Raw genomic sequence first — 20,371 nt, 5'->3', positions numbered from 1 at the left:
GAAAACCCCCGCCGCGGTTGCGACGGGGGCTGACCGTTCTGAAGGTAGCCGGGGGTCATGAGGCCCCGGCCTGGCCGGTTTACTGGGCCGGGATCGACGGCGAGGTGTTCGGCGTGTTTTCGGTGGTCATGCCACCGTCGGCGTTGCCGGCCTGCTGTTCGATGCGGTCGGCCTCGGCGTTGAGGGCGGTTTCCTCGGCTTCATTCGAGGTCGCGGCGGCCTGGGCTTCCAGGGCGTCGGCCTGGGCCTCGGCCTGCTTGTCGGCGGCGCTTTCACCACAGGCGGCGAGTCCGGCAAAGGCAAAGGTGGCGGCGGCGGCGATGATCAGTTTACGCATGGTAGGGCTTCCTTCCTGAGTGGAACCCCGATAACGCGGCCTTCCGAATTCGGTTCACGCCTCCGTGATAAAAATTCGCGGGCCCTGACGGAAATCCTCGAAGGCCACCCGGCCCGCGCCCAGCAGGGCGGCGTGTTTGTGCAGGATCACATGGGTCGGTATGGCGGCCATATAGTCCTGGAACCGACCCTTGCGCTCGAACCGTTCGCGGAACGGACTGGCTTTCAGGAAGTCCAGGATGCGCGGGGCGATGCCCCCGGCGATATAGACGCCGCCGCGTGCCCCGGTGGTCAGCGCGATGTCGCCGGCCACGCCGCCCAGAAGGGCGCAGAAGCGGGCGAGGGTCGCGCCGCAGGCGCTCCGGGGGTCGGCGAGCGCCGCCCGGGTGATGGCCGCCGGATCCTCGATCCCGCTTTCGCGACCGTCGATCTCGGCCAGGGCCTGATGCAGGTTGAGCAGGCCGGGGCCGGAGAGCAGGCGCTCGATCGACACCCGGCCATAGCGCCGACGCAGAATGCGCAGCACCGCATCCTCGACCGGATCGTTGGGAGCAAAACTGACATGGCCGCCCTCGCTGGGCATGGCGATCTGCCGGCCGTCGCCGTCGTGGATCAGGGCCGAAACGCCGAAGCCGGTGCCGGGACCGATCACCGCCAGGGTGGCGTTCGCCGCGCCCGCCCTGGGGCCGCCCAGTGACGCCAGCTGATCCGGCGGCATGATCGACGCGCCCCAGGCCTGGGCCTCGAAATCATTGATCAGCCGGACCGGGTCGAGGCCAAGGGTGGCGAGTTCCGGTTCCGAGACCCGCCATGGGGAATTGGTCAGGTCGATCTGACCGTCGGTGACGGGCCCCGCCACGGCGATGACACCGCCCGACGGCCGGTCCTTGCAGCCGTCGATGAAGGCGGCCACCCCGGCGAGGAGGGTCGGAAAGCGTTTGGCCGGAAAGCTCTCGATCCGGTCCAGCACGGGCGTGCCGTCGACCAGGTGGACCGTGGCGAAGCGGGCATTGGTGCCGCCGACGTCACCGACCAGCAGGGTGGGGGCGGTCATGCGTCGACTGCGGCATTGACCCAGTTGGGGTCGGAGACGTCCCGGATTTCGGGCTTGCCGCCCCCGTGCAGACCGCTGAAACAGACCGAGGCTCCTTGTTCGGCCGGGCTGACCCCGGCGCGGAAAGCTCCGAACAGCTCGCGGCCATAGCCCCAGTCCTGGGACTCGGTCGGCCGGGCCCGTTTGCGCGCCATCAGCTCATGCATTTCGATGCGGATATGCAGTTCGCCGGTCTCGGCATCGACGCGGATCACGTCACCGTCGCGGACATAGGCCAGCGGTCCGCCGTCGAGGGCTTCCGGGGTGACGTGGATCGCGGCCGGGGTCTTGCCCGAAGCGCCCGACATGCGGCCGTCGGTGACCAGGGCGACCCTGAAACCGCGATCCTGGAGCACACCCAGGCCCGGCGACAGACTGTGCAGTTCGGGCATGCCGTTGGCCCGCGGTCCCTGGAAGCGCACCACGGCGATGCCGTCATGGTCCAGCTCGCCGGCCTTGAAGGCGGCCAGGAACCCTTCCTGGCTGTCGAACACCCGGGCGGGAGCCTCGACGATGCGGTGCTCGGGCTTGACCGCCGAGACCTTGATCACGGCCCGGCCCAGATTGCCCTGGAGCAGGCGCAGTCCGCCCTCGTGGTCGAACGGGTCCGAGGCGGGGCGCAGGATGGTGGTGTCGAGGCTCTCGGTCAGGCCGTCGCGCCAGACCAGCTTGCCGTCGATCAGCAGGGGCTCCTGGAAATAGGCGGCGATGCCCTTGCCCATCACGGTGGTCACGTCGGAATGGATATGACCGGAACGGGCCAGCTCACGGACGACGAAGGCGACGCCACCGGCAGCCTGGAAGGCGTTCACGTCCGCGGTGCCGTTCGGATAGATCCGCGTCAGCAGCGGGGTGACCGAGGACAGCTGGTCCATGTCCGTCCAGTCGATGATGACCCCGGCCGCCCGGGCCATGGCCACCAGATGGATGGCGTGGTTGGTCGAGCCGCCGGTGGCCAGCAGGGCGACGATACCGTTGACGATGGCCTTCTCGTTGATGACGTCGGCCATCCGGCCCTTGCCGGTGCGGGCCAATTCGACCGCCCGCTGGGCCGCCGCCGCCGTCAGGGCGTCGCGCAGCCCGGTTTCGGGATGGACGAAGGCGGTCGAGGGCAGGTGCAGCCCCATCACCTCCATCATCATCTGGTTGGAGTTGGCGGTGCCGTAGAAGGTGCAGGTCCCGGGTGAATGATAGGACGCGATCTCGGTTTCCAGCAGGGTCGCGCGATCGACCTTGCCCTGGGCGTATTCGGCGCGGACCAGGGCCTTCTCGGCGTTTGGGATGCCCGAGGGCATCGGCCCGGCGGGGGCGAAGATCACCGGCAGGTGGCCGAAGGCCAGGGCCCCCATGAACAGGCCGGGCACGATCTTGTCACACACGCCCAGGCACATCACCGCGTCGAAGGCGTCATGGGTCAGGCCGATGCCGGTCGACATCGCGATCACGTCGCGACTGAACAGCGACAGCTCCATGCCGGGCCGGCCCTGGGTGACGCCGTCGCACATGGCGGGCGTCCCCCCGGCGACCTGGGCGGTGGCACCGACCTCGCGCACCGCGTCGCGGATCACCTCCGGGAAGCGTTCGAACGGCTGGTGGGCCGAGAGCATGTCATTGTAGGCGGTCACCACCCCGAGGTTGGGCTGGGTCCCCGACATCGCGGTCAGCTTGTCCTTGATCGGGGCACCGGCGAAGGCGTGGGCCCAGTTGGCGCAGCTGAGCTTGGCCCGGCCCACTTCGGCGCTGCCGGCGGCGTCCATGCGACGCAGATAGTCGGCGCGGGTGGCGCGGCTGCGGTCGACGATGCGGGCGGTGACCCCGGCGACGACCGGATGAATCTTGGGTTTGGCAGCGGCCATCAGGCAGTCTCCGTCCACAGGACCTGAAGCGGGACCCCGGCTTCAATCAGGGCAGCGATCGGCCGGGTGACCGGGTCACCGGCGGCCTCGCTCGCGAATACCGTCCGCTTGGCGTCGCCGGTCAGGGCCAGGATGACCCGTTCGGCCCTGACCAGATAAGGCAGGTTGATCGACAGGCGTTCCATCGACGGGGCCGCCCCGTCACGACCGGCAGGCACGCCCAGAACGGTCGGCTGAAGATGCGGGCTGAGCAGGCTTTCCAGGGTCGGGCTGCCGGGGAACATCGAACAGATGTGCCCGTCCTCGCCCATGCCCAGCAGCACCACATCGATACCCCCGATCTCGGCTCCCAGGGCCCGGGCGGCGATCAGGGCCGAGCGGTCGACGGTGATCGACGGGTGAAACAGGGGTACGAACCGGGCCGCCGCGGCCGGGCCGGTCAGCAGGGTGCGCTTCAGCAGACGCGCATTCGAGTCGGGTGAGGACTCGGGCACGTAGCGCTCGTCGACCAGGGTGACGGCGATCCTGGACCAGTCCAGGGCGGCCTCGGACATGGCCCGGTAGATCGGCCTGGGTGTCGATCCCCCGGCCCCGGCGAACACGGCCCGACCCCGCGCCTTGACCGAGGCCGAGAGCCCGTCGGTCAGCCGGGTGGCGCAGGCCCTGGCCCAGGACTTGGCATCCGCGAAGGTCTCGATGGTCGGGATCACAGGCGTCGTCCAGATCTGGCAGAGGGCAGGCGGTCGTCAGACATCGTTCTTGTTCCAGGCCCGATCGGTGTCGGTCAGCAGCTTGCGGGCCGAGACCGGCCCCCAGGTGCCGGCGGCATAGGGTTCCAGCCGCACGGCGGACTCCGCCCAGGCGCGGGACACGTCGTCGACCCATTCCCACGCCTTTTCCGCCTCGTCACGGCGTACGAACAGGGTGGAGTCTCCGGCCATTGCGTCGAGCAACAGCCGTTCATAGGCGATGCGGCGGCGCGGCGCGGCCTCGCCCTTGCCGTTCATACCCCACGACAGGGACATACGGATCGGCTGGAGTTGCATCCGCAGGTCAAGGCCGGGACGCTTGTTCATCACCGTCAGGGAGATGTCCTCGTCCGGCTGGAGTTCGATCACCAGCCGGTTGTCGCTGATGTCCCCGCTGTTGTCGTCGCGGCCGAAAATCGAATGGGGCACGGCCTTGAACTGGATGACGATCTCGGTGCGCTTCTCCTTCAGGCGTTTGCCCGTGCGCATGAAGAAGGGCACCCCCGCCCAGCGCCAGTTGTCGATATTGGCGCGGATGGCGACGAAGGTCTCGGTGTCCGAGGGCTGGCCGCGCTCCTCGCTGTAGCTGGCGGCCGGGGCCCCTTCGACGGTGCCGGCGATATACTGGCCGCGTACCGTGACCTTTTCGGCCGCCTCGGGCGTGATCGGGCGCAGCGAGCGCAGCACCTTGACCTTCTCGTTGCGCACCGAATCCGGGTCGAGGTCGGACGGCGGCTCCATGGCGACCAGACAGAGAAGCTGCAGCATGTGGTTCTGCACCATGTCCCGCAGCGCGCCGTACTCGTCGTAATAGGGCCAGCGATCCCCGACTCCGAAGGATTCGCCGATGGTGATCTGGACGTGATCGATGGTCAGGTTGTTCCACAGCGGTTCGAAGATGGTGTTGCCGAAGCGCAGGGCGATCAGGTTCTGGACTGTTTCCTTGCCGAGATAGTGGTCGATGCGGAAGACGCGCTCCTCGGGGAAGGCGCGGCGTACGGCCTCGTCGATCTCGAGGAAGGAGTCGAGGTCGCGACCGACCGGCTTTTCGATGACGATGCGTGAGCGCGGACCGGCCAGTCCGGCGGCGGCCATGGCGTCGACGATATGGCCGAACAACGAGGGGGAGACGGCGAGAAAGGCGGTCAGGTCGTCGTCGCCGTCGAGCCGGTCCTTCACCGCCTGGAGGCTGTCGGCGTCGGTCGCGTCGACCGCCAGATAGTCGAGCCGGGCGGCCAGGCGATCCCAGCTGGCCGGATCCCAGCCGCCGTCCGCCCGGGCCCGGGTCTCGACCGCCTCACGGGTGCGGGCGACAAATTCCGGCACCGTCTCCTCGCTGCGGGCGGCCGCGATGATCTTCAGTCCGTCGGGCAACAGGCTGTCCCGCTCGAGGAAATACAGCGAGGGCAGCAGCATCCGCATGGCCAGGTCGCCGCCGCCGCCGAAGAGAACCAGTGCCGCCATCGCGTGTGTCGCTTCCCGTCAGATTCGCTTCTGGGTCAGTGTTTGGCTGCTGCGGCCCTCTGCGCCAACACGTCGAGGACGTCCTGAAACACCAAGTTACGCGCCCGAAGCAGGACCAGCAGATGATAGAGCAGGTCGGCCGCTTCTGAACACACCTCTTGATCGGGTCCGGCCGCGCCGGCCAAGGCCGTCTCGACTCCTTCCTCGCCGACCTTCTGGGCGACCCGTTTGGGTCCTTCGGCCAGCAGGCGGGCGGTCCAGCTGGTGGCCGGGTCGGCGGCGGCCCGCTCGGCGATGGTCTGCTCCAGCCGGGCGATCCGGCCCAGACCCGGCGCATCCTCGGCCCCGAAACAGCTGATGCGGTTGAGGTGACAGGCGTTGCCGACCGGCCGGACCTTGAGGACCAGCGCATCTGCATCGCAGTCCGGCGTGATCGCGACGACGGACAGCCGGTCACCCGAGGTCTCGCCCTTGCGCCAGCGCCCGCCCCGCGAGCGCGAAAAGAAGGTGGCCTCGCCGGACGCGATCGTCTCGTCGAGGGCGGCGCGGTCCATATAGGCCAGGGTCAGCACCTGCAGGGTGCCGGCGTCCTGCACCACGACCGGGATCAGGCCGTCGCCCTTGGCGAAATCCAGGGTGTCGGGATCGAGGGTCACAGGCGCACCTCCTGGCCGGAATCCGAAAGGAAGGCCTTCAGGTGGGGAATGGTCAGGGCCCCGGTGTGGAACACGCTGGCCGCCAGGGCCCCGGACACATCGGCATCGCGGAACACGTCGAGGAAATGCTGCGCTGACCCGGCCCCGCCCGAGGCGATCAGCGGGATGGTCAGCCGCTCGCGCGCCGCCTTCAGCTGGTCGATGTCATAGCCTGAGCGGATGCCGTCCTGATCGATGCAGTTCAGCACGATCTCGCCGGCCCCGAGCGTTTGGACTTCGACGATCCAGTCCATCGTCCGTCGCCCGGCGGCGCGACGCGCGTCGGGATCGCCGGTGTATTTGTGCACGACCCAGTCGCCGTCCTCGAGTCGGCTGTCGACGCCGATGACGACACACTGGCTGCCCAGACGCGCGGCCAGCTCGCCGATCAGGTCCGGCCGTTCCAGCGCCGGCGAGTTGATCGAGACCTTGTCGGCCCCGTTGTCGAGACAGCGCGCCGCCTGGTCGACCGTGCGGATGCCGCCGGCGACACAGAACGGAATGTCCAGCAGCCGGGCGATGTCGCGCACCCAGCCATAGTCCAGCGTCCGGCCCTCGGGCGAGGCGGTGATGTCGTAGAAGACCAGTTCGTCGGCCCCTTCATCGCGATAGCGCGCTGCCAGCTCGCCGGCGTCACCCATGTCGACATGGTTCTCGAAGCGCACCCCCTTGACCACCCGGCCGTCCCTGACGTCGAGACAGGGGATGATGCGGCGGGCGGTCACGCCACGCTCGCCAGGGCTTCGGCGACGGTGAACCGCGCTTCGTAGAGCGCCCGGCCGACGATGATCCCGTCACAGCCTATGGCTTTGGCCGCAGCCAGGTCGGTGAGGGTGCCGACGCCGCCCGAGGCCTGGATCCGCAGGTCGGGACGCCGGGCCCGAACCTCGGCCAGAAGCTCGAGATTGGGCCCGGTCAGGGCCCCGTCACGGCCGACGTCGGTGATCAGGACGTGGCTCAGGGTGCCGGGCGGATAGCGATCCAGCGCGGCCCAGAGGTCGATTGCGGCGGCCTCGGTCCAGCCCTTGAGGGCCGGCACCCAACGCTCGCCGTCCGCCTTGACGTCGAGGGCCAGGGTGAGGCGCTCGGCCCCGAACTGTTCCAGCCAGCCGGCCACCGCCTCGGGCCGGGTGATCGCCAGCGAGCCGACCACGACGCGGTCGACCCCGGCCGCCAGCAGGGCGCGGATATCATCGTCAGAGCGGACCCCGCCGCCCGACTGGATGCGGATGTCGACGCTGCCCGCCAGCTCGCGGATCAGGCCATGCTGCATGGCGCGCCCGGCCTCGGCCCCGTCGAGATCGACGATATGGGCCCAGGTTGCGCCCGACAGGGCGAAGCCGGCCAGCCGGACGGCGGGATTTTCGTCGTAGCGGGTGACCTGGTCGAAACGGCCGTGCATCAGCCGCACGCAGACGCCGGCTTTCAGGTCGATGGCGGGATAGACAATCATAGCGGCAGACCCAGGAAATTCTGCAGAATGCGCGCGCCGGTGGCGGCCGAGCGTTCCGGATGAAACTGACAGCCCCAGCGGTTGGCCTTGCGGACCACGGCGGGGACGACGGTGCCGTAGGTGGCGGTGGCCAGGGTGGCGTCGCCGGCGGGGCAGACGAAACCGTGCACGAAATAGGCATAGTCGCCCTCGCGGACCCCGGTCAGCAAGGGGTCTGTCTGCACACCCTCCAGCCGGGTCCAGCCCATGTGCGGCACGGGCCGGTCGGGGCCGCCCTCCAGCTTGCGCACCGTGCCGGGGATCAGACCGAGCAGGTCGACCCCGCCGCCCTCGTCGCTGCGCTCGAACAGCAGTTGCTGTCCCAGACAGACGCCCAGCAGGGGGCGACGGAACGCGCGGATCGGCGCGACGAGTCCAAGCTCGTCCAGCCGCTGCATCGCATAGGCGGCCGCCCCGACGCCGGGCAGGATCAGCCGCTCGGCGGCGGCGATCCGGTCCGCATCATCGGTGATCACCACCGAGGCGCCCAGCCGCTCCAGCGCGAACTGCACCGAGGCGGTATTGCCGGCCCCGTAGCCGACGACGGTGACCGTGCTCACAACACCCCCTTGGTCGAGGGGATGACATCGCCCTCGACGCGGATGGCCTGGCGCAGGGCCCGGCCGAACGCCTTGTAGACGGCCTCGGTCTTGTGGTGGTCGTCGTCGCCGGTGACCGTGACATGGATGGCCGCGCCCATGGCCTCGGCCAGAGAGCGGAACACATGGGCGGTCAGGTCGGTGCGGTAGTCGCCGATGAACGGGGTGCGGAAGGTGCCCTCGAACACCGGATAGGGCCGGCCCGACAGGTCGATCGACACCGCGGCATTGGCCTCGTCCATCGGCAGGACGAAGCCGTAGCGGGCGATGCCACGCCGCTCGCCCAGGGCCTGTTTCAGCGCCTGACCCAGGGCGATGGCGCTGTCCTCAATGGTGTGGTGCGGGTCGGTGTGCAGGTCACCCTCGCACGCCAGCCGGATCGAGAAGCCGCCGTGCGCCGCGACCTGCTCCAGCATGTGATCGAAAAAGCCGACGCCGGTCGAGATGGCGACCGGGCCGGGGGTGTCGAGATCGACCGTACAGACGATGCGGGTCTCTTTCGTATCGCGCACGGCCTGACCCGTGCGGGCCGCCCGGACCGGAGCCGGACCGACGCCCAGGGCGGTCAGCAGCCGGTCATTGTCCTCGGGCCGGATCGACAGCGGCAGCCGCAGGCGATCGCCGGCCACGTCGACAGCGACGCCGAACTTCTCCAGGGCGGAGAGGGTGGCGGTGACGTCGACCGGACGGGCCATAACCACCGGCCCGACCCCCGCCTCGATCGTCATCACCCGGCCGAGGGCGGCGGCGATGCGCTTGCGCTCGGCACGCACGGTGGCAATCCGTTGGCCGGTCTCGACCATGCGCGACGGATCCAGTGCCTGCAGCGCCAGCCGAATCGAGGGCTCGGGCAGGGCATACGGTTCCAGCATCGCCGCCAGCCGGGTCAGTGTGGCCGGCTGGCCGAGGGCCGCGCCGATCCGCGCCCCGGCCAGGCCATAGGCCAGCGACAGGCTGCGCAGCACGACCAGATTCGCGTGGTCGGCGATGACCGCGCTTGCCGAGGGGGCGTCCGAGAATTCGATCAGACCCTCATCGACCACCAGCAGGGCCGGGGCGACGCGTCCGGCCATCTCGGCCACCGCCTCGGGCGCGCCGAGGGCGCGGATGACGACGGCTCCGGTCTCACGGTCCTCACCGGATCGGGCGTAGATGGCGGCCAGTCCGGCATAGGGCTGGGCCTCCGGCGCGGTGACGGTCAGACCCTCGCGGGCCGCCAGCCGCCACACCAGCTCCAGCCCGTGCGACAGGCCGCGCACGGGCAGCACCTGATTCACCGGCACGGCATAGATCTGCGCCATCCGGGCGGCCAGCACGGCCGGCTCGGCCGGATAGCGGTCCAGACCGTTGCCGTCGGCAACCAGCGGCGCGAACGGGGCGGGCAGGTTGATCATGACGCGCACCTCAGGTCGGCGGCCCGGGCGTGGGCCTCCAGACCCTCCAGCCGCGCCAGCCGGGCCGCGACCGGGGCCAGGGCCGCGGCCCCGGCGACGGTGACGCGCTGCACCGACATGGTGGTCATGAAGCTGCCCGTGGTGATGCCGCCCAGGGTCCGGGCCCCGCCGTCGGTCGGCAGGACATGGCTGGGTCCGGCGGCATAGTCGCCCAGGGTTTCGGCGGCGCAGTTGCCGACAAACACGGCTCCGGCGGCGGAAATTTGCGCCACCAGAGCCTCGGGGCTTTCGGTCTGCAGCGACAGATGTTCGGGGCCGTACAGGTTGGACACGGCACAGGCCTCGGCCAGGTCACGCACCTTGATGGCGCGCGCTTCCGACAGGGCGGCGCGGGCGATGTCGGCGCGCGGCAGGGACGGCAGCTGGGCCTCGACCGCCTCGAGGATGGCGGCGATGGCGGCCTTGCTGTCGGAGACCAGCAGCACCTGGGCGTCGGCGTCGTGTTCGGCCTGGCTCAGCAGATCAGCGGCGACGATGACCGGATCGGCGGCCAGGTCGGCGATGACCAGCAGTTCGGACGGACCGGCCGGCATGTCGACGGCGGGGCCGCCGGGCCGGGCGGCGGCCTGGCGCTTGGCCTCGGCCACCCAGGCATTGCCGGGGCCGAACAGCTTGTCACAGGGCGCGATCTCGCCGTCGTCGAGGGTGACGCCGAAGGTCAGGGCGGCGATGGCCTGGGCCCCGCCGATCAGCCACAGGTCGTCCAGCCCGCCCTCGGCGGCGGCCAGGATCATGGCCGGATGGGCGTCCCCGTCCCTGGTCGGCGGGGTCACGGCCACGCGGCGCGCGACCCCGGCTGCGGTGGCCGGAATGGCCAGCATCAGCAGGGACGAGAACAACGGGGCCGACCCGCCGGGCACGTAAAGACCGGCCGAGGCGATCGGCCGCCACACCAACTGCGAGCGCACGCCCGGCGTGGTCTCGATGATCGCCGAATCGACCGGCACCGTCAGCTGGTGAAAGACGCGGATATTGGCGGCCGCCATGGTGATGGCGCGGGTGTCGGCGGGCGACAGCCGGTCGCGGGCGGCGGCCACGCTGTCGCGGGTGATGGCGATGCGGCGCGGGGCCGCCCCGTCCAGTTTCAGGCTCCAGTCGGTGACGGCCGCCCCGCCGCGGGCCTGCACGTCGTCGAAGATGGCGCGCACGCCGTCGGCGACGCGCGTCTCGGTGCGGCGTTGCGGCCGGGCCAGGGCGGCGCGGCGACCATCGGTGTCGAGGGAAGACCAGTCGATCTGTCGCATCACATCATCTTCTCGATCGGCAGGACCAGGATGGCCGAGGCCCCGGCGGCCTTCAGCTTCTCCAGCGTCTCCCAGAACACGGCCTCCTGACAGACGGCGTGGACGGCGACGGCGTCGTCACGGCCCGACAGCGGCATGACGGTCGGCGACCCGGCGCCCGGCAGGATGGCGGTGATGGCGTCCAGCGCCGAGCGCGGCGCATTCAGCATCACATATTTGGCCCCCTGCGAGGACACGACGCCGCTCATCCGCTCGATGATACTGTCCAGCAGGTGCTGCAGGCCGGGTTCAGGCGGCTGGGGCGCGCGGATCAGCACCGCCTCGCTTTCCAGCACCGTCTCGCGCGCCATCAGGCCGTTGGCCTCCAGCGTCGCTCCGGTCGAAACCAGGTCGCAGATGGCCGCCGCCAGCTTCAGCCGGGGGGCGACCTCGACCGCGCCGCGCATGACCACGATGTCGGCCTTGACCTTCTGTGCGTCGAGATAGCGTTGCAGGATCCGCGGATAGGAGGTGGCGATGCGCAGCCCCTCCAGCGAGGCCGGGCCGGCGTAGTCCAGCCCCGGCGGCACGGCCAGTTTCAGCGTGCAGCGCCCGAAACCCAGCGGCATGATCACCTCGGCGGTGGGGCCGCCGTTGCGGGCTTCCTCCAGCACGTTCTCGCCGACGATGCCCAGATCGCAGACGCCGTCGGCGACGAAGGTCGGGATGTCGTCGTCGCGCACCCGCAGCAGGTCGATGGGGTAGTTCTCGACCCGATACAGCAGGTCATTGTTGCCCTTGATCACGCGCAGACCCGCGTCGCGGACGAGATCGAGACTGCGGTCGGCCAGGCGGCCGGATTTCTGCACGGCGATGCGAAGTCGCCCCTGGACGGTACTCATGATCGGAGACTCAGGCTTTCGTTTTCAGGCGATCCAGCACCAGGCGATAGCCCTGGTGCGGCATGTCTTTCAGGGACCGGGCCACCCGCACGACGGTGGTCGGGCTGGCCTCGGCCTCGGCGGCGATCTCGCGATAGGACTTGTCACCCCCGTCCAGCAGACGGGCCACGGCCCAGCGCTCGGCAAAGGCCCGCAGTTCCGCCGGGGTGCACAGGTCGGCCAGGAAGGCGTCGACCTCCGCGCGCGACCGCAGCGACAGCAGGGCATCGTAGAGGGCGTTGCGGTCGTCGGCGGCCTTGCGCGGGGCCTTGGGTGAGGGGGTGTCGCTCATGGCTTGTTCCACTATGCTGTAACGCTGGCACAGTCAAGGGGGCGCAAATCAGACGTCAGAGATTTGTGGGCGCCGGACCTGAAGGGCTTTGAAGCAGCGGGGTTGTGAAATTATTCGCGCGAACTTCCAGCATGGGTTCCACCGGCCCTATAATGGCGCAAAGCGGGAATGGTCAGTGGATACGCTGGCCGGGTTGGCACCCCGGAATCGCAAAACCCTGCCACTGTCGGCGGCCAGCCCGGGCCAGAGGGCGAGACTCGAGGAATGAATTGAAGATTCTGATCATCGGTGCCGGACACGCGGGCGGCACGGCGGCGGCCCTGCTGCGCCAGTACGGTCATGAGGGCCCGATCGTGCTGGCGGGCGCGGAAGCGGCGGCCCCGTATCAGCGACCGCCCCTGTCCAAGGCCTGGCTGAAGGGCGAGGCGGATCTTGAGGCGCTGCTGTTGCGGCCGGAAAGCTTCTACGCCGAGCAGAACATCGATCTGAGGACCGGCGTGACCGCCGCGGCGATTGACGCGGCGGGCAAGAGCGTGCGGTTCGCGGACGGGACGGTGGAGACCTATGATACCCTGATCCTGGCGACCGGCTCGACCGCGCGGAAGCTGGCCATCCCCGGGGCGGATCGGCCCGACCTGCTGGAATTGCGAACGCTTGAGGATGCGGAGCGGCTGAAGGCCGCCCTGCGGCCGGGCGCGCGACTGGCGGTCGTCGGCGGCGGCTATGTCGGGCTGGAGGCGGCGGCCTCGGCCCGGGCCCTGGGGGCCGAGGTCGTGGTGCTGGAGCGGATGGACCGGGTGCTGGCCCGGGTGGCGTCCGAGACCCTGTCGACCTTTTTCACCGACCTGCACCGGGCCCAGGGCGTCGACATCCGCACCGGGGTCGAGGTCACGGCCTTCGAGGACGGCGGCGTACGGCTGGCCGACGGTTCGCAGGTGGCGGCCGATGTCGTGCTGGTCGGGGTCGGTGGACTGGCCTGCGACGGGCTGGCGCGTGCGGCGGGCCTGGACTGTGACAACGGGGTGGTGGTCGATGAGTCGGCGCGAACCTCGGATCCGTCGATCTATGCCCTCGGCGACATGACCTGTCGCCCCCTGCCGGTCCATGGCGGCCGGATGCAGCGACTGGAAAGTGTGCCCAACGCCCTCGAGCAGGCCAAACAGGCGGCGGCGGCGTTGACCGGTCGCCCGGCCCCTGCGCCCGAGGTGCCGTGGTTCTGGTCGGATCAGTATGAGGCCAAGCTGCAGATCGCGGGCCTGCCGAACGATGCCGATCGGCAGCGGGTGCGTGGCGATCTGGCCGAGGGGCGGTTCGCGGTGTTCCATCTGAACGGCGACCGGATCGTCTGTGTCGAGGCGGTCAACGCCCCGGCCGAGTTCATGGGCGGCCGTCAGTTGATCGGCCGGGCCACGCCGGTCGATGCGGCCAAGCTGGCCGATCCGGCGGTGTCGATGAAGGCTGTGGCGGCCTAGCCGGTCCGGCCTACCGGGTCAGCCGCAGGCCCAGGCCCAGGCTGCGCGGCGGGCCCAGACCGGTGACGCCGGTCGCCGTCTGTGACACCTCGACATCGGCATCGAACAGGTTGTCGGCGGCCAGCCACAGGGTGGTTCCCGGGGCCAGGACCCAGCCGGCGCGCAGGCCCAGCGTCGTCGCCGGAGCCAGGGTGCGGCTGTTGAGGTCGTCGTCGAAGCGACGGCTTTCAAACTGGACGGTGCCCGCCAGGGTCAGCCGCGACGAGGCCTGCCAGTCCAGCCCGGCGGTCGCACTCCAGATCGCGGCCTGGGCCGGGCGCAGGCCGGTCAGTTGCGGAGCCTGACTTCCGCCGTCGAGACGGGCATCGGTGACCGACAGGGCTGCCCGCAGACGCAGCCGGTTCGACAGCCGCCGGTCGCCGGTCAGCTCCAGCCCGGTCGCAGTCACGGTTGCCGCGTTTTGCCGTTGACGCAGGACTCCGCCGGACGGCACAAACCCGGCGCGCGGGAAGCTGCCCGGCCCGGCCCCGATGGTGACATTGACGACGGCGTCCTCGATCACATTGCGGAACAGGGTGACGGTCCAGCCGCCGTCCCCGGTCGTGTGCGACAGACCCGCCTCAATGCCGGTCAGTCGTTCGGGGACCAGGGCGGCATTGGCCTCGGTCAGGTCATTGCCGACGCGGAACGGACGATAGAGTTCGTTCAGCGTCGCCGGCCGGAAGCTGGAATAGGCCGCCGCCCGGACGGCAAGGTCCCGGCCCAGGTCGCGGCGGGCGGCCACGCGGGCGCTGGTCACGGTGCCCGAGCGGTCGGGGTCGGTCTCGTCGAGGGTGGTCAGGCCGGTGGTCAGGCTGCGTTCCAGACGGTGCCCGTTCTCGCTGGTCCAGTGATCGAGCCTGAGCCCCCCGGCCAGCAGCCAGTCACCGCCGCGCCAGGCCCCCTCGCCATAGGCCCCGGCCACGCGGGTCTCACCTCCGGCGCGGCGACTGCGGGTGAAGCCGGATCCGAAATTGCCTGACCGTTCGTTGGTCTCACCCTCGGCGCTGCGGGCATCCAGCCCCAGCTCCCACTCCAGCCGCCCGCCGGCGATCGCCACGGCGCTGCGGCGCAGGGCGGCATTGAGGCCCTGGCCCGTCGCCGGGGTGTGGAACTGGTCATTGGCGGCCGTGGTCGCGCTGCGATCGGCGGCGACGGCGACCGAGCCGTTGGTCAGGTCGCTGCGGGTCTGCCACGCCTGCAGTCGCCAGCCGGGCCGGTCGGCGGCGGGCTGCCGGGCGAGGGTGGCGCTGAGGCTGGAGCCGGAGGCATTGGCCCGCGCCCCGGCCAGGCCGGACCCGCGATCCTCTTCCCAGGTCGAGGCGCGCAGCGAGAGAGCGGCCTGCCCCAGCGGTACATCGGCCCGCAGGGCGGCGCTGCGGGCGTCGAGATCCAGCGGCGTGTCGGCGGCTCCGGCCTGATCGCCCCGGACCGGCACATAGCCGTCGCTGGTGTCATACAGGCCCGAGGCGACCAGACGGACCGGGCCGAGGTAAACCGTCGTCGATCCGGCGAGGCGGCGACCGCCCCGGCTCGACAGGCCGGCGTCCAGCACGCCGCCGGCACCGTCGCGTTCGCGCAGGCCGATGACGCCCGTCAGGGCCCCGGCTCCATACGGACCCGCCCCGGCCCCGCGCACGACGTCGAGGCCCGACAGGCTCTCCGGTGCGACCCGCGACCAGATGACCCAGCCGCCGAACGGGTCGTTCAGCGGCACGCCGTCAAGCGTGACCAGGGTGCGCCCGGCCCCGGACGGGGCGATGGCGCGCAGCGAAATGCCTTGGGTCGTCGGACTGGCCGACAGGCTGGAGGTGCGCCGAAAGAGGGAGACCGCCGGGACCGTGGCCAGGGCCTCGTCGAGCCGCAGGGCGCGGCCGAGCGTCTCGTCGTCCAGCCGCACAACCGAGAAGGCCGCCTCGCCGGCCGCCGGTGGCAGGCGGGCGGCGGTGACGATGATCTCGGGCAGCGGGGCGGGGGGAAGCTGGATCAACACCGATTCACGCTCGCAGTCGCGTCAGAAGACCGGCCGCGAAGGTCGACAGGGTGTCGTCGCGGGCCCCCATGACGATGATGCGGTCGCCCGGCCGAGCCAGCGCCACAAGCCGGTCGCCGCAGGCGTCCCGGGTCGGCAGGGCCTCGGCATTGGCTCCGGCGGCGCGGATCCCGGCGGCGATGTCCTCGCTGCCGACGCTGCGGTCGGTGGTGCCGCCGTAGTAAACCGGCTCGGGCATCAGCAGGACGTCGTCGGCCTGCATGCGGTCGGCGAAGACCTGGACGAACTCCCGCTGCATCAGTTTCAGCGGGCCGAAACCATGCGGCTGGAACAGGATCAGCAGACGCCCGGGGAAGGCGTGCAGGGCGTCGAGGGTGGCGGCGATCTTGTCGGGGTTATGGGCGAAGTCGTCGAGGATGGTGATCCCGGCGGCGCGGCCGACCACCTCCATGCGGCGCCGGATCCCGGCAAAGGTCTCAAGGGCTGCGACGGCTTCGGCCAACGGCACGCCGAGGGCCCGCACGGCCCCCAGCGCCGCCAGGGCGTTGGCGACATTGTGGGCGCCGGGAACGTTCAGGGTGACCGGCATGCTGTCGCCGCCGGAGCGTTCCACCAGGTCGAACTTCATCCCGGCGGGCAGCGGTCGCAGATCGTGGACCGACAGGTCGGCGGCTTCATTGCCGATCGAGAAGGTCACGGCCCTGCCGCCATCGGACCCTGCGGCGAGGGCAGCGGTCTCGTCATTGTCGAGGTTGAGCACGGCGGTGCGGGCCCGGCCGGCGAAACCCCCGAACAGGTCGCGCAGCTCCGCCATCGACTTGTGGTCGAGCGAGATGTTGGAGACCACAGCCACGGTCGGGACGTAGCGGGCGATGGAGCCGTCGGACTCATCGACCTCGGACACGAACAGGTCGGGGCCGCCGATCAGGGCGCTGGCGAACGGATGATCGGCGTCGACGAAATTGGACATCACTGCCCCGTTCATCACCGTGGGCTGGCGACCGGCACGGTCAAGGATCCAGGCGATCATGCCGGTGATGGTCGACTTGCCGCTGGTCCCGGCGACGCCCACCGAGACGGGGGCAGCGTTGAACAGCTGTGACAGCAGTTCGGGGCGCGTGACGATCCGGGCCCCGACGCGGCGGGCGGCAGCGATGTCGGGGACCGTATCCTCGACCGCGCCCGTGGCGACGACGATTTGACCGGGGTCGGTCAGGCCCGAGCCGTCCTGCGGATGCAGGGTGACGCCGTGCGCAGCCAGCCACGCGAATTTTTCGGGCGACCGGCCCTGGTCGCGCGAGCGGTCCGAGCCGTCGATGCGACCACCCCGGCTCTGCACGATCATGGCCAGGGGCAGCATGCCGGATCCGCCGATGCCGCAGAAGAAATAGGAAGCGTTTGTGGTCATCTGGCTTGATCTGGAGGGCGAAACCGCGAAGGCTGGAACGGCCTGACTAGCACGGGCCCAGCGTGAGGCCAGCGGCCCAGTATGAAGATCGGCATCGTCAACGCCAGTTCGCGGCTGGATCCGGCCCGGGCCGAGGCGGTCCAGGCCTGGTTCGCGACCCATATTCCGGACGGCTCGGTTTCCGTGGTCTTCCACCCGGCCAGCTTCGGCAAGCACGGTCATTTCGGCGGCGATGACGCCAGCCGGGCCAGCGCCTTCGTCGAGTTCGCCAATGACCCGCGGCTGGACGCGGTGTGGTTCGCGCGTGGCGGGTACGGCGCGTGCCGGATCGCCGAGGCGGTGCTGCCGCGTCTGACCGGGGTGGCGCGCAAGAAACGCTATCTCGGCTATTCCGACGCCGGCAGCCTGCTGGCCGGCCTCTACAAGGCCGGCTTTCCGCATGTGGCCCACGGGCCAATGGCCTCGGATTCGGTGCGACGGGACCCGACTGCCTGGCGGGCCGTCAACTGGCTGGTCAGCGGTGACCCGGCCTCGCTGGAGCCGTCACTGGCGGTGGATCCGCGACCGGCCGTGGCTTTCAATCTGAGCATCCTCGATGCCCTGGTCGGCACCTATCTGGAGCCGGACCTGAGCGGCCATGTGCTGATGCTGGAGGATGTGTCCGAGCCCCTGTACCGGATCGACCGGATGATGTTCCACCTGACCGCCCAGCCGTCGATCCGACGCGTGGCGGGGATCCGCATGGGACGGGTCTCGGCCATCGTCGAGAATGACCCCGACTTCGGCATGACGGCCGAGGAGATCGCCCGCTACTGGTGCCAGCGGTCGGGAATCCCTTATCTGGGCGCGGCCGACATCGGCCACGATCGCGAGAACAAGATCGTGCCCTTCGGGCCGCGCTAGACGCCCGAGAAGGTGTCGCAGACGGCGGGGTCACCGGACTGGTAGCCGCGACGCAGCCATTCGACGCGTTGGGCCGAGCTGCCGTGGGTGAAGCCCTCGGGGCTGACGCGGCCGCCGCCGCGCTGCTGCAGGGCGTCGTCGCCGATGGCGTTGGCGGTCTTCATGCCCTCTTCCAGATCGCCGGATTCGAGCGCGACCGCACCGTTGGAGACGGCCGCGGCGTTGGCGGCCCAGACCCCGGCGTAGCAGTCGGCCTGAAGCTCCAGGGCCACGGAATAGCGGTTGGCCTCGGCCTGGCCGCGGGCGCGCTGCTGGGCGGCCTGCACCTGTTGCGAGGCCCCGGTCAGGGTCTGGACGTGATGGCCGAACTCATGGGCGATGACATAGGCGCGGGCGAAGTCGGCACCGGAGGCCCCGAGCTGGGTCTCCATGTCGCGCCAGAAGCCGAGGTCCAGATAGATGGTCTTGTCGGACGGGCAGTAGAACGGCCCCATGGCGGACTGGCCATAACCACAGCCGGTCCCGGTGCCCTGTTCGTAGAGCACGACGCGCGGGGCCTGGTAGCCCTGCAGGTTGGCGGTCCAGACATCGTTGATATTGGCTCCGACCACGTCGACGAACTGACCGGCCTGGTCCTCGGGGGTACCGGTGCGGCCGGCTTCCTGGACGCCCGCGCCGCCGAACTGGCTGGCCAGCTGGGTGGTGGTCGAGGGGTCGATGCCGAACACGAAATAGCCGATTGCGGCCAGCACCATCACGCCGATACCGCCGCCGGCCATGGCCCCGCCGCCCATGCCACGACGATCCTCAATGCCGCCGCCGCGACGTCCACCCTGCCAACGCATCTGTCCGCTCTCCTGCCCCGTTCACCTGCAAGCTAGGCCGGAACGCGGCAGAAGGCCAAAGGGATGCACGCGACGGCGTTTAGCGCGGTCCGCGATCCAGCCAGTCGTCGATCTGGGTCGTCCCGCTGACCACAGCGTCGCGCCGGGCCCGGGCGTGTTCAGGCGTGACGGTCGGATAGGGAGCATAGGCGGCCGGCGGCACCGGTTGTCGCGCGGCCTGAAGCTCCATCACCCGCAGCCGGGCCTCAAGGGCCTGTTGCCGGGCGAAGGCCTCGCGCTGGTCGGCCTCGAGCCGCAGCCGCTCCATCTCGTAACGGTGCCGGTCTGCCTGGTCGCGCGCCTGGTCGGCGGCATCAGGCCATGCTCGCGAATAAGGCTGGCCGGGTGGTGGCTGTGGCCCGACCTGCGCCGCGACGGGGGCGGCGCAGATCACGGCGGCGACGGTGGCGAGGGCGAGGGCCTTGGTCATGAAGGGGGAAATGGGGTCGGAAACGGTCCGGGCCAAGCGGGACCATTTGTCGCCGGTCCCGGTGTCCCCTCCCTGCGCAGAGGCCTGCAACCCTCGGGCCGGTCCGCCCATTGTTCCTGTCATCACCCTGCAACGAGGCAATCGATATGACCGACGTGAACCCCAAGACCCCCGGCTTCGGCCGTGACGAGGAAATGGAACAGACGCGGCCGTCGGACCGTCCGGCCAAGGCCGATCTGGACGGCGACGCGGCGGCGGCGGCGCACAAGCCGATATCCGTGTCGCCCGACCCGGACGAAGACGCTGACGAAGGTCCCGAAAGCTAGGGCAGGGCCCAGACGCGGGTGCGTTTGATCTCGTAGTCCTCGAGTTCGCGCGTGGTCGGGACGCTGTATTCGGCCAGCAGGTCCAGACCTTCGCGCGGGAAATAGGTGCGCTGCGGATCGCCGATCAGCACCCGGGTGCCGCGCGCCCGCGCCCCGGCCAGCCAGGCCAGGACGTCGGCGGCCATCGGCTGTTCGTAGCAGACATCGCCGGCGAGGATGATGTCGACCTCGGGTGGCGGGGCGGTCAGCAGATCCATCGCGGTGAAGTCGACCCTGACCCCGTTCAGGGTGGTATTGGCCGCCACCGCCGCGCCGCAGAACGGGTCGATGTCGGCGCACAACACATGGGCGGCCCCGGCGCGGGCGGCGGCGATGCCGACCAGACCGGACCCGGCCGCAAAGTCCAGCACCCGTCGTCCGGTGACCTCGTGCGGATGGTCCAGCACCCAGCGCGCCAGGGCCTGCCCCCCGGCCCAGGCGAAGGCCCAGAACGGTGGCGGCAGGCCCATGGCCCCCAGTTCCTCCTCGGTCAGCCGCCAGATCGGCGTCACCTCGTCGGCCAGCCACAGCGAAATCTCCGGCGCGTGCGGCACCGGCTGGACGCGCGTGTTGGCGGCGATGAAGGCGGCGGGATCGGGGATGCGGGTCATAGACCCCGGCTGGTGGGCGGCAAGCGGCGGTGGGTCAAGCGCACAGTATCACAGCCACTCCCGGTTGCTGCG

General features: G+C 70.2%; 21 protein-coding genes. 3 read left to right on the top strand and 18 right to left on the bottom strand.

The annotated features are described in order from the left end of the window. Positions 1 to 79: 79 nt before the first annotated feature. Genes AACZ75_RS03745 through AACZ75_RS03685 form a run of 13 tightly spaced genes read right to left on the bottom strand, consistent with a single transcriptional unit; the run spans position 80 to position 12,194 of the window. On the bottom strand, positions 80 to 337 hold the full coding sequence (locus AACZ75_RS03745; protein ID WP_339871322.1) for a hypothetical protein: 258 nt from the start codon (positions 335 to 337) through the stop codon (positions 80 to 82). A gap of 54 nt (positions 338 to 391) precedes the next feature. Beyond that, positions 392 to 1,390, bottom strand: coding sequence for a glucokinase (gene glk / locus AACZ75_RS03740; RefSeq protein ID WP_339871321.1), 999 nt, complete (start codon positions 1,388 to 1,390; stop codon positions 392 to 394). Continuing rightward, on the bottom strand, positions 1,387 to 3,285 hold the full coding sequence (edd, locus tag AACZ75_RS03735) for a phosphogluconate dehydratase (RefSeq protein ID WP_339871320.1): 1,899 nt from the start codon (positions 3,283 to 3,285) through the stop codon (positions 1,387 to 1,389). The genes glk and edd overlap by 4 nt, the downstream gene beginning before the upstream one ends. Next, positions 3,285 to 3,995: a 6-phosphogluconolactonase gene (gene pgl, locus AACZ75_RS03730; protein WP_339871319.1), complete on the bottom strand. Its 711-nt coding sequence runs from the start codon at positions 3,993 to 3,995 to the stop codon at positions 3,285 to 3,287. Before pgl ends, edd begins: the two co-directional genes overlap by 1 nt. Positions 3,996 to 4,031: 36 nt before the next feature. Next, entirely contained in the window at positions 4,032 to 5,498 is a 1,467-nt protein-coding gene (zwf, locus tag AACZ75_RS03725) for a glucose-6-phosphate dehydrogenase (RefSeq protein ID WP_339871318.1), read from the bottom strand. A gap of 35 nt (positions 5,499 to 5,533) precedes the next feature. Then, complete coding sequence (gene hisIE, locus AACZ75_RS03720; RefSeq protein WP_339871317.1) at positions 5,534 to 6,154, bottom strand: bifunctional phosphoribosyl-AMP cyclohydrolase/phosphoribosyl-ATP diphosphatase HisIE; 621 nt, start codon at positions 6,152 to 6,154, stop codon at positions 5,534 to 5,536. Next, positions 6,151 to 6,918, bottom strand: a complete 768-nt coding sequence (gene hisF / locus AACZ75_RS03715) for an imidazole glycerol phosphate synthase subunit HisF (RefSeq protein ID WP_339871316.1) — start codon at positions 6,916 to 6,918, stop codon at positions 6,151 to 6,153. The genes hisIE and hisF overlap by 4 nt, the downstream gene beginning before the upstream one ends. Continuing rightward, positions 6,915 to 7,646 (bottom strand): 1-(5-phosphoribosyl)-5-[(5-phosphoribosylamino)methylideneamino] imidazole-4-carboxamide isomerase, encoded by a 732-nt coding sequence (locus AACZ75_RS03710; protein ID WP_339871315.1) that lies wholly within the window; start codon positions 7,644 to 7,646, stop codon positions 6,915 to 6,917. Before AACZ75_RS03710 ends, hisF begins: the two co-directional genes overlap by 4 nt. Next, positions 7,643 to 8,245 (bottom strand): imidazole glycerol phosphate synthase subunit HisH, encoded by a 603-nt coding sequence (hisH, locus tag AACZ75_RS03705; protein WP_339871314.1) that lies wholly within the window; start codon positions 8,243 to 8,245, stop codon positions 7,643 to 7,645. The genes AACZ75_RS03710 and hisH overlap by 4 nt, the downstream gene beginning before the upstream one ends. Next, positions 8,242 to 9,678 (bottom strand): imidazoleglycerol-phosphate dehydratase HisB, encoded by a 1,437-nt coding sequence (hisB, locus tag AACZ75_RS03700; protein ID WP_339871313.1) that lies wholly within the window; start codon positions 9,676 to 9,678, stop codon positions 8,242 to 8,244. The genes hisH and hisB overlap by 4 nt, the downstream gene beginning before the upstream one ends. Continuing rightward, a complete protein-coding gene (gene hisD, locus AACZ75_RS03695; protein ID WP_339871312.1) occupies positions 9,675 to 10,982 on the bottom strand; it encodes a histidinol dehydrogenase in 1,308 nt (435 codons plus the stop codon). Before hisD ends, hisB begins: the two co-directional genes overlap by 4 nt. After that, positions 10,982 to 11,863 carry an ATP phosphoribosyltransferase gene (gene hisG / locus AACZ75_RS03690; protein WP_339871311.1) on the bottom strand — a complete coding sequence of 294 codons (882 nt, stop codon included), beginning with the start codon at positions 11,861 to 11,863 and terminating at the stop codon, positions 10,982 to 10,984. The genes hisD and hisG overlap by 1 nt, the downstream gene beginning before the upstream one ends. A gap of 10 nt (positions 11,864 to 11,873) precedes the next feature. After that, entirely contained in the window at positions 11,874 to 12,194 is a 321-nt protein-coding gene (locus tag AACZ75_RS03685; protein WP_339871310.1) for a YerC/YecD family TrpR-related protein, read from the bottom strand. Between the two features lie 269 nt (positions 12,195 to 12,463). Here AACZ75_RS03685 and AACZ75_RS03680 point away from each other — a divergent pair, with 269 nt between their 5' ends. After that, positions 12,464 to 13,666: an FAD-dependent oxidoreductase gene (locus tag AACZ75_RS03680; protein ID WP_339871309.1), complete on the top strand. Its 1,203-nt coding sequence runs from the start codon at positions 12,464 to 12,466 to the stop codon at positions 13,664 to 13,666. A 10-nt stretch (positions 13,667 to 13,676) separates the two neighbouring features. On the opposite strand, the gene AACZ75_RS03675 is transcribed toward AACZ75_RS03680, so the two are convergent. Beyond that, positions 13,677 to 15,698 carry a TonB-dependent receptor gene (locus AACZ75_RS03675; protein WP_339871307.1) on the bottom strand — a complete coding sequence of 674 codons (2,022 nt, stop codon included), beginning with the start codon at positions 15,696 to 15,698 and terminating at the stop codon, positions 13,677 to 13,679. Between the two features lie 4 nt (positions 15,699 to 15,702). Beyond that, positions 15,703 to 17,106: a Mur ligase family protein gene (locus tag AACZ75_RS03670; protein ID WP_339871306.1), complete on the bottom strand. Its 1,404-nt coding sequence runs from the start codon at positions 17,104 to 17,106 to the stop codon at positions 15,703 to 15,705. An 81-nt stretch (positions 17,107 to 17,187) separates the two neighbouring features. Between AACZ75_RS03670 and AACZ75_RS03665 the strand changes: the two genes are divergently transcribed. Then, positions 17,188 to 18,009, top strand: a complete 822-nt coding sequence (locus AACZ75_RS03665; protein ID WP_339871304.1) for an LD-carboxypeptidase — start codon at positions 17,188 to 17,190, stop codon at positions 18,007 to 18,009. On the opposite strand, the gene AACZ75_RS03660 is transcribed toward AACZ75_RS03665, so the two are convergent. Both AACZ75_RS03660 and AACZ75_RS03655 read right to left on the bottom strand, forming a co-directional pair. Next, a complete protein-coding gene (locus tag AACZ75_RS03660; RefSeq protein WP_339871303.1) occupies positions 18,006 to 18,854 on the bottom strand; it encodes a neutral zinc metallopeptidase in 849 nt (282 codons plus the stop codon). The genes AACZ75_RS03665 and AACZ75_RS03660 overlap by 4 nt on opposite strands. A gap of 79 nt (positions 18,855 to 18,933) precedes the next feature. Beyond that, positions 18,934 to 19,323, bottom strand: a complete 390-nt coding sequence (locus tag AACZ75_RS03655; RefSeq protein WP_339871302.1) for a hypothetical protein — start codon at positions 19,321 to 19,323, stop codon at positions 18,934 to 18,936. Between the two features lie 146 nt (positions 19,324 to 19,469). Between AACZ75_RS03655 and AACZ75_RS03650 the strand changes: the two genes are divergently transcribed. Then, complete coding sequence (locus AACZ75_RS03650) at positions 19,470 to 19,649, top strand: hypothetical protein (RefSeq protein ID WP_339871301.1); 180 nt, start codon at positions 19,470 to 19,472, stop codon at positions 19,647 to 19,649. On the opposite strand, the gene AACZ75_RS03645 is transcribed toward AACZ75_RS03650, so the two are convergent. After that, positions 19,646 to 20,299 carry a methyltransferase gene (locus AACZ75_RS03645; RefSeq protein WP_339871300.1) on the bottom strand — a complete coding sequence of 218 codons (654 nt, stop codon included), beginning with the start codon at positions 20,297 to 20,299 and terminating at the stop codon, positions 19,646 to 19,648. The two genes, AACZ75_RS03650 and AACZ75_RS03645, sit on opposite strands and share 4 nt — an antisense overlap. Positions 20,300 to 20,371: the final 72 nt, after the last annotated feature.

Source organism: uncultured Brevundimonas sp. (genome assembly GCF_963975535.1).
In the GTDB taxonomy this organism is placed as follows: domain Bacteria; phylum Pseudomonadota; class Alphaproteobacteria; order Caulobacterales; family Caulobacteraceae; genus Brevundimonas.
The sequence above is the reverse complement of the archived record's forward strand: the minus strand, read 5'-3'. Positions and strand labels throughout refer to the sequence as shown.

Excerpts from the sequence above, each read along its gene's own strand:
- AACZ75_RS03745 (WP_339871322.1), bottom strand. The coding sequence starts at position 337 with ATGCGTAAACTGATCATCGCCGCCGCCGCCACCTTTGCCTTTGCCGGA.
- AACZ75_RS03685 (WP_339871310.1), bottom strand. The coding sequence starts at position 12,194 with ATGAGCGACACCCCCTCACCCAAGGCCCCGCGCAAGGCCGCCGACGAC.
- AACZ75_RS03665 (WP_339871304.1), top strand. The coding sequence starts at position 17,188 with ATGAAGATCGGCATCGTCAACGCCAGTTCGCGGCTGGATCCGGCCCGG.
- AACZ75_RS03650 (WP_339871301.1), top strand. The coding sequence starts at position 19,470 with ATGACCGACGTGAACCCCAAGACCCCCGGCTTCGGCCGTGACGAGGAA.
- edd (WP_339871320.1), bottom strand. The coding sequence starts at position 3,285 with ATGGCCGCTGCCAAACCCAAGATTCATCCGGTCGTCGCCGGGGTCACC.
- zwf (WP_339871318.1), bottom strand. The coding sequence starts at position 5,498 with ATGGCGGCACTGGTTCTCTTCGGCGGCGGCGGCGACCTGGCCATGCGG.
- AACZ75_RS03645 (WP_339871300.1), bottom strand. The coding sequence starts at position 20,299 with ATGACCCGCATCCCCGATCCCGCCGCCTTCATCGCCGCCAACACGCGC.
- glk (WP_339871321.1), bottom strand. The coding sequence starts at position 1,390 with ATGACCGCCCCCACCCTGCTGGTCGGTGACGTCGGCGGCACCAATGCC.
- AACZ75_RS03710 (WP_339871315.1), bottom strand. The coding sequence starts at position 7,646 with ATGATTGTCTATCCCGCCATCGACCTGAAAGCCGGCGTCTGCGTGCGG.
- AACZ75_RS03655 (WP_339871302.1), bottom strand. The coding sequence starts at position 19,323 with ATGACCAAGGCCCTCGCCCTCGCCACCGTCGCCGCCGTGATCTGCGCC.
- hisD (WP_339871312.1), bottom strand. The coding sequence starts at position 10,982 with ATGCGACAGATCGACTGGTCTTCCCTCGACACCGATGGTCGCCGCGCC.
- AACZ75_RS03660 (WP_339871303.1), bottom strand. The coding sequence starts at position 18,854 with ATGCGTTGGCAGGGTGGACGTCGCGGCGGCGGCATTGAGGATCGTCGT.
- hisG (WP_339871311.1), bottom strand. The coding sequence starts at position 11,863 with ATGAGTACCGTCCAGGGGCGACTTCGCATCGCCGTGCAGAAATCCGGC.
- hisB (WP_339871313.1), bottom strand. The coding sequence starts at position 9,678 with ATGATCAACCTGCCCGCCCCGTTCGCGCCGCTGGTTGCCGACGGCAAC.
- AACZ75_RS03670 (WP_339871306.1), bottom strand. The coding sequence starts at position 17,106 with ATGACCACAAACGCTTCCTATTTCTTCTGCGGCATCGGCGGATCCGGC.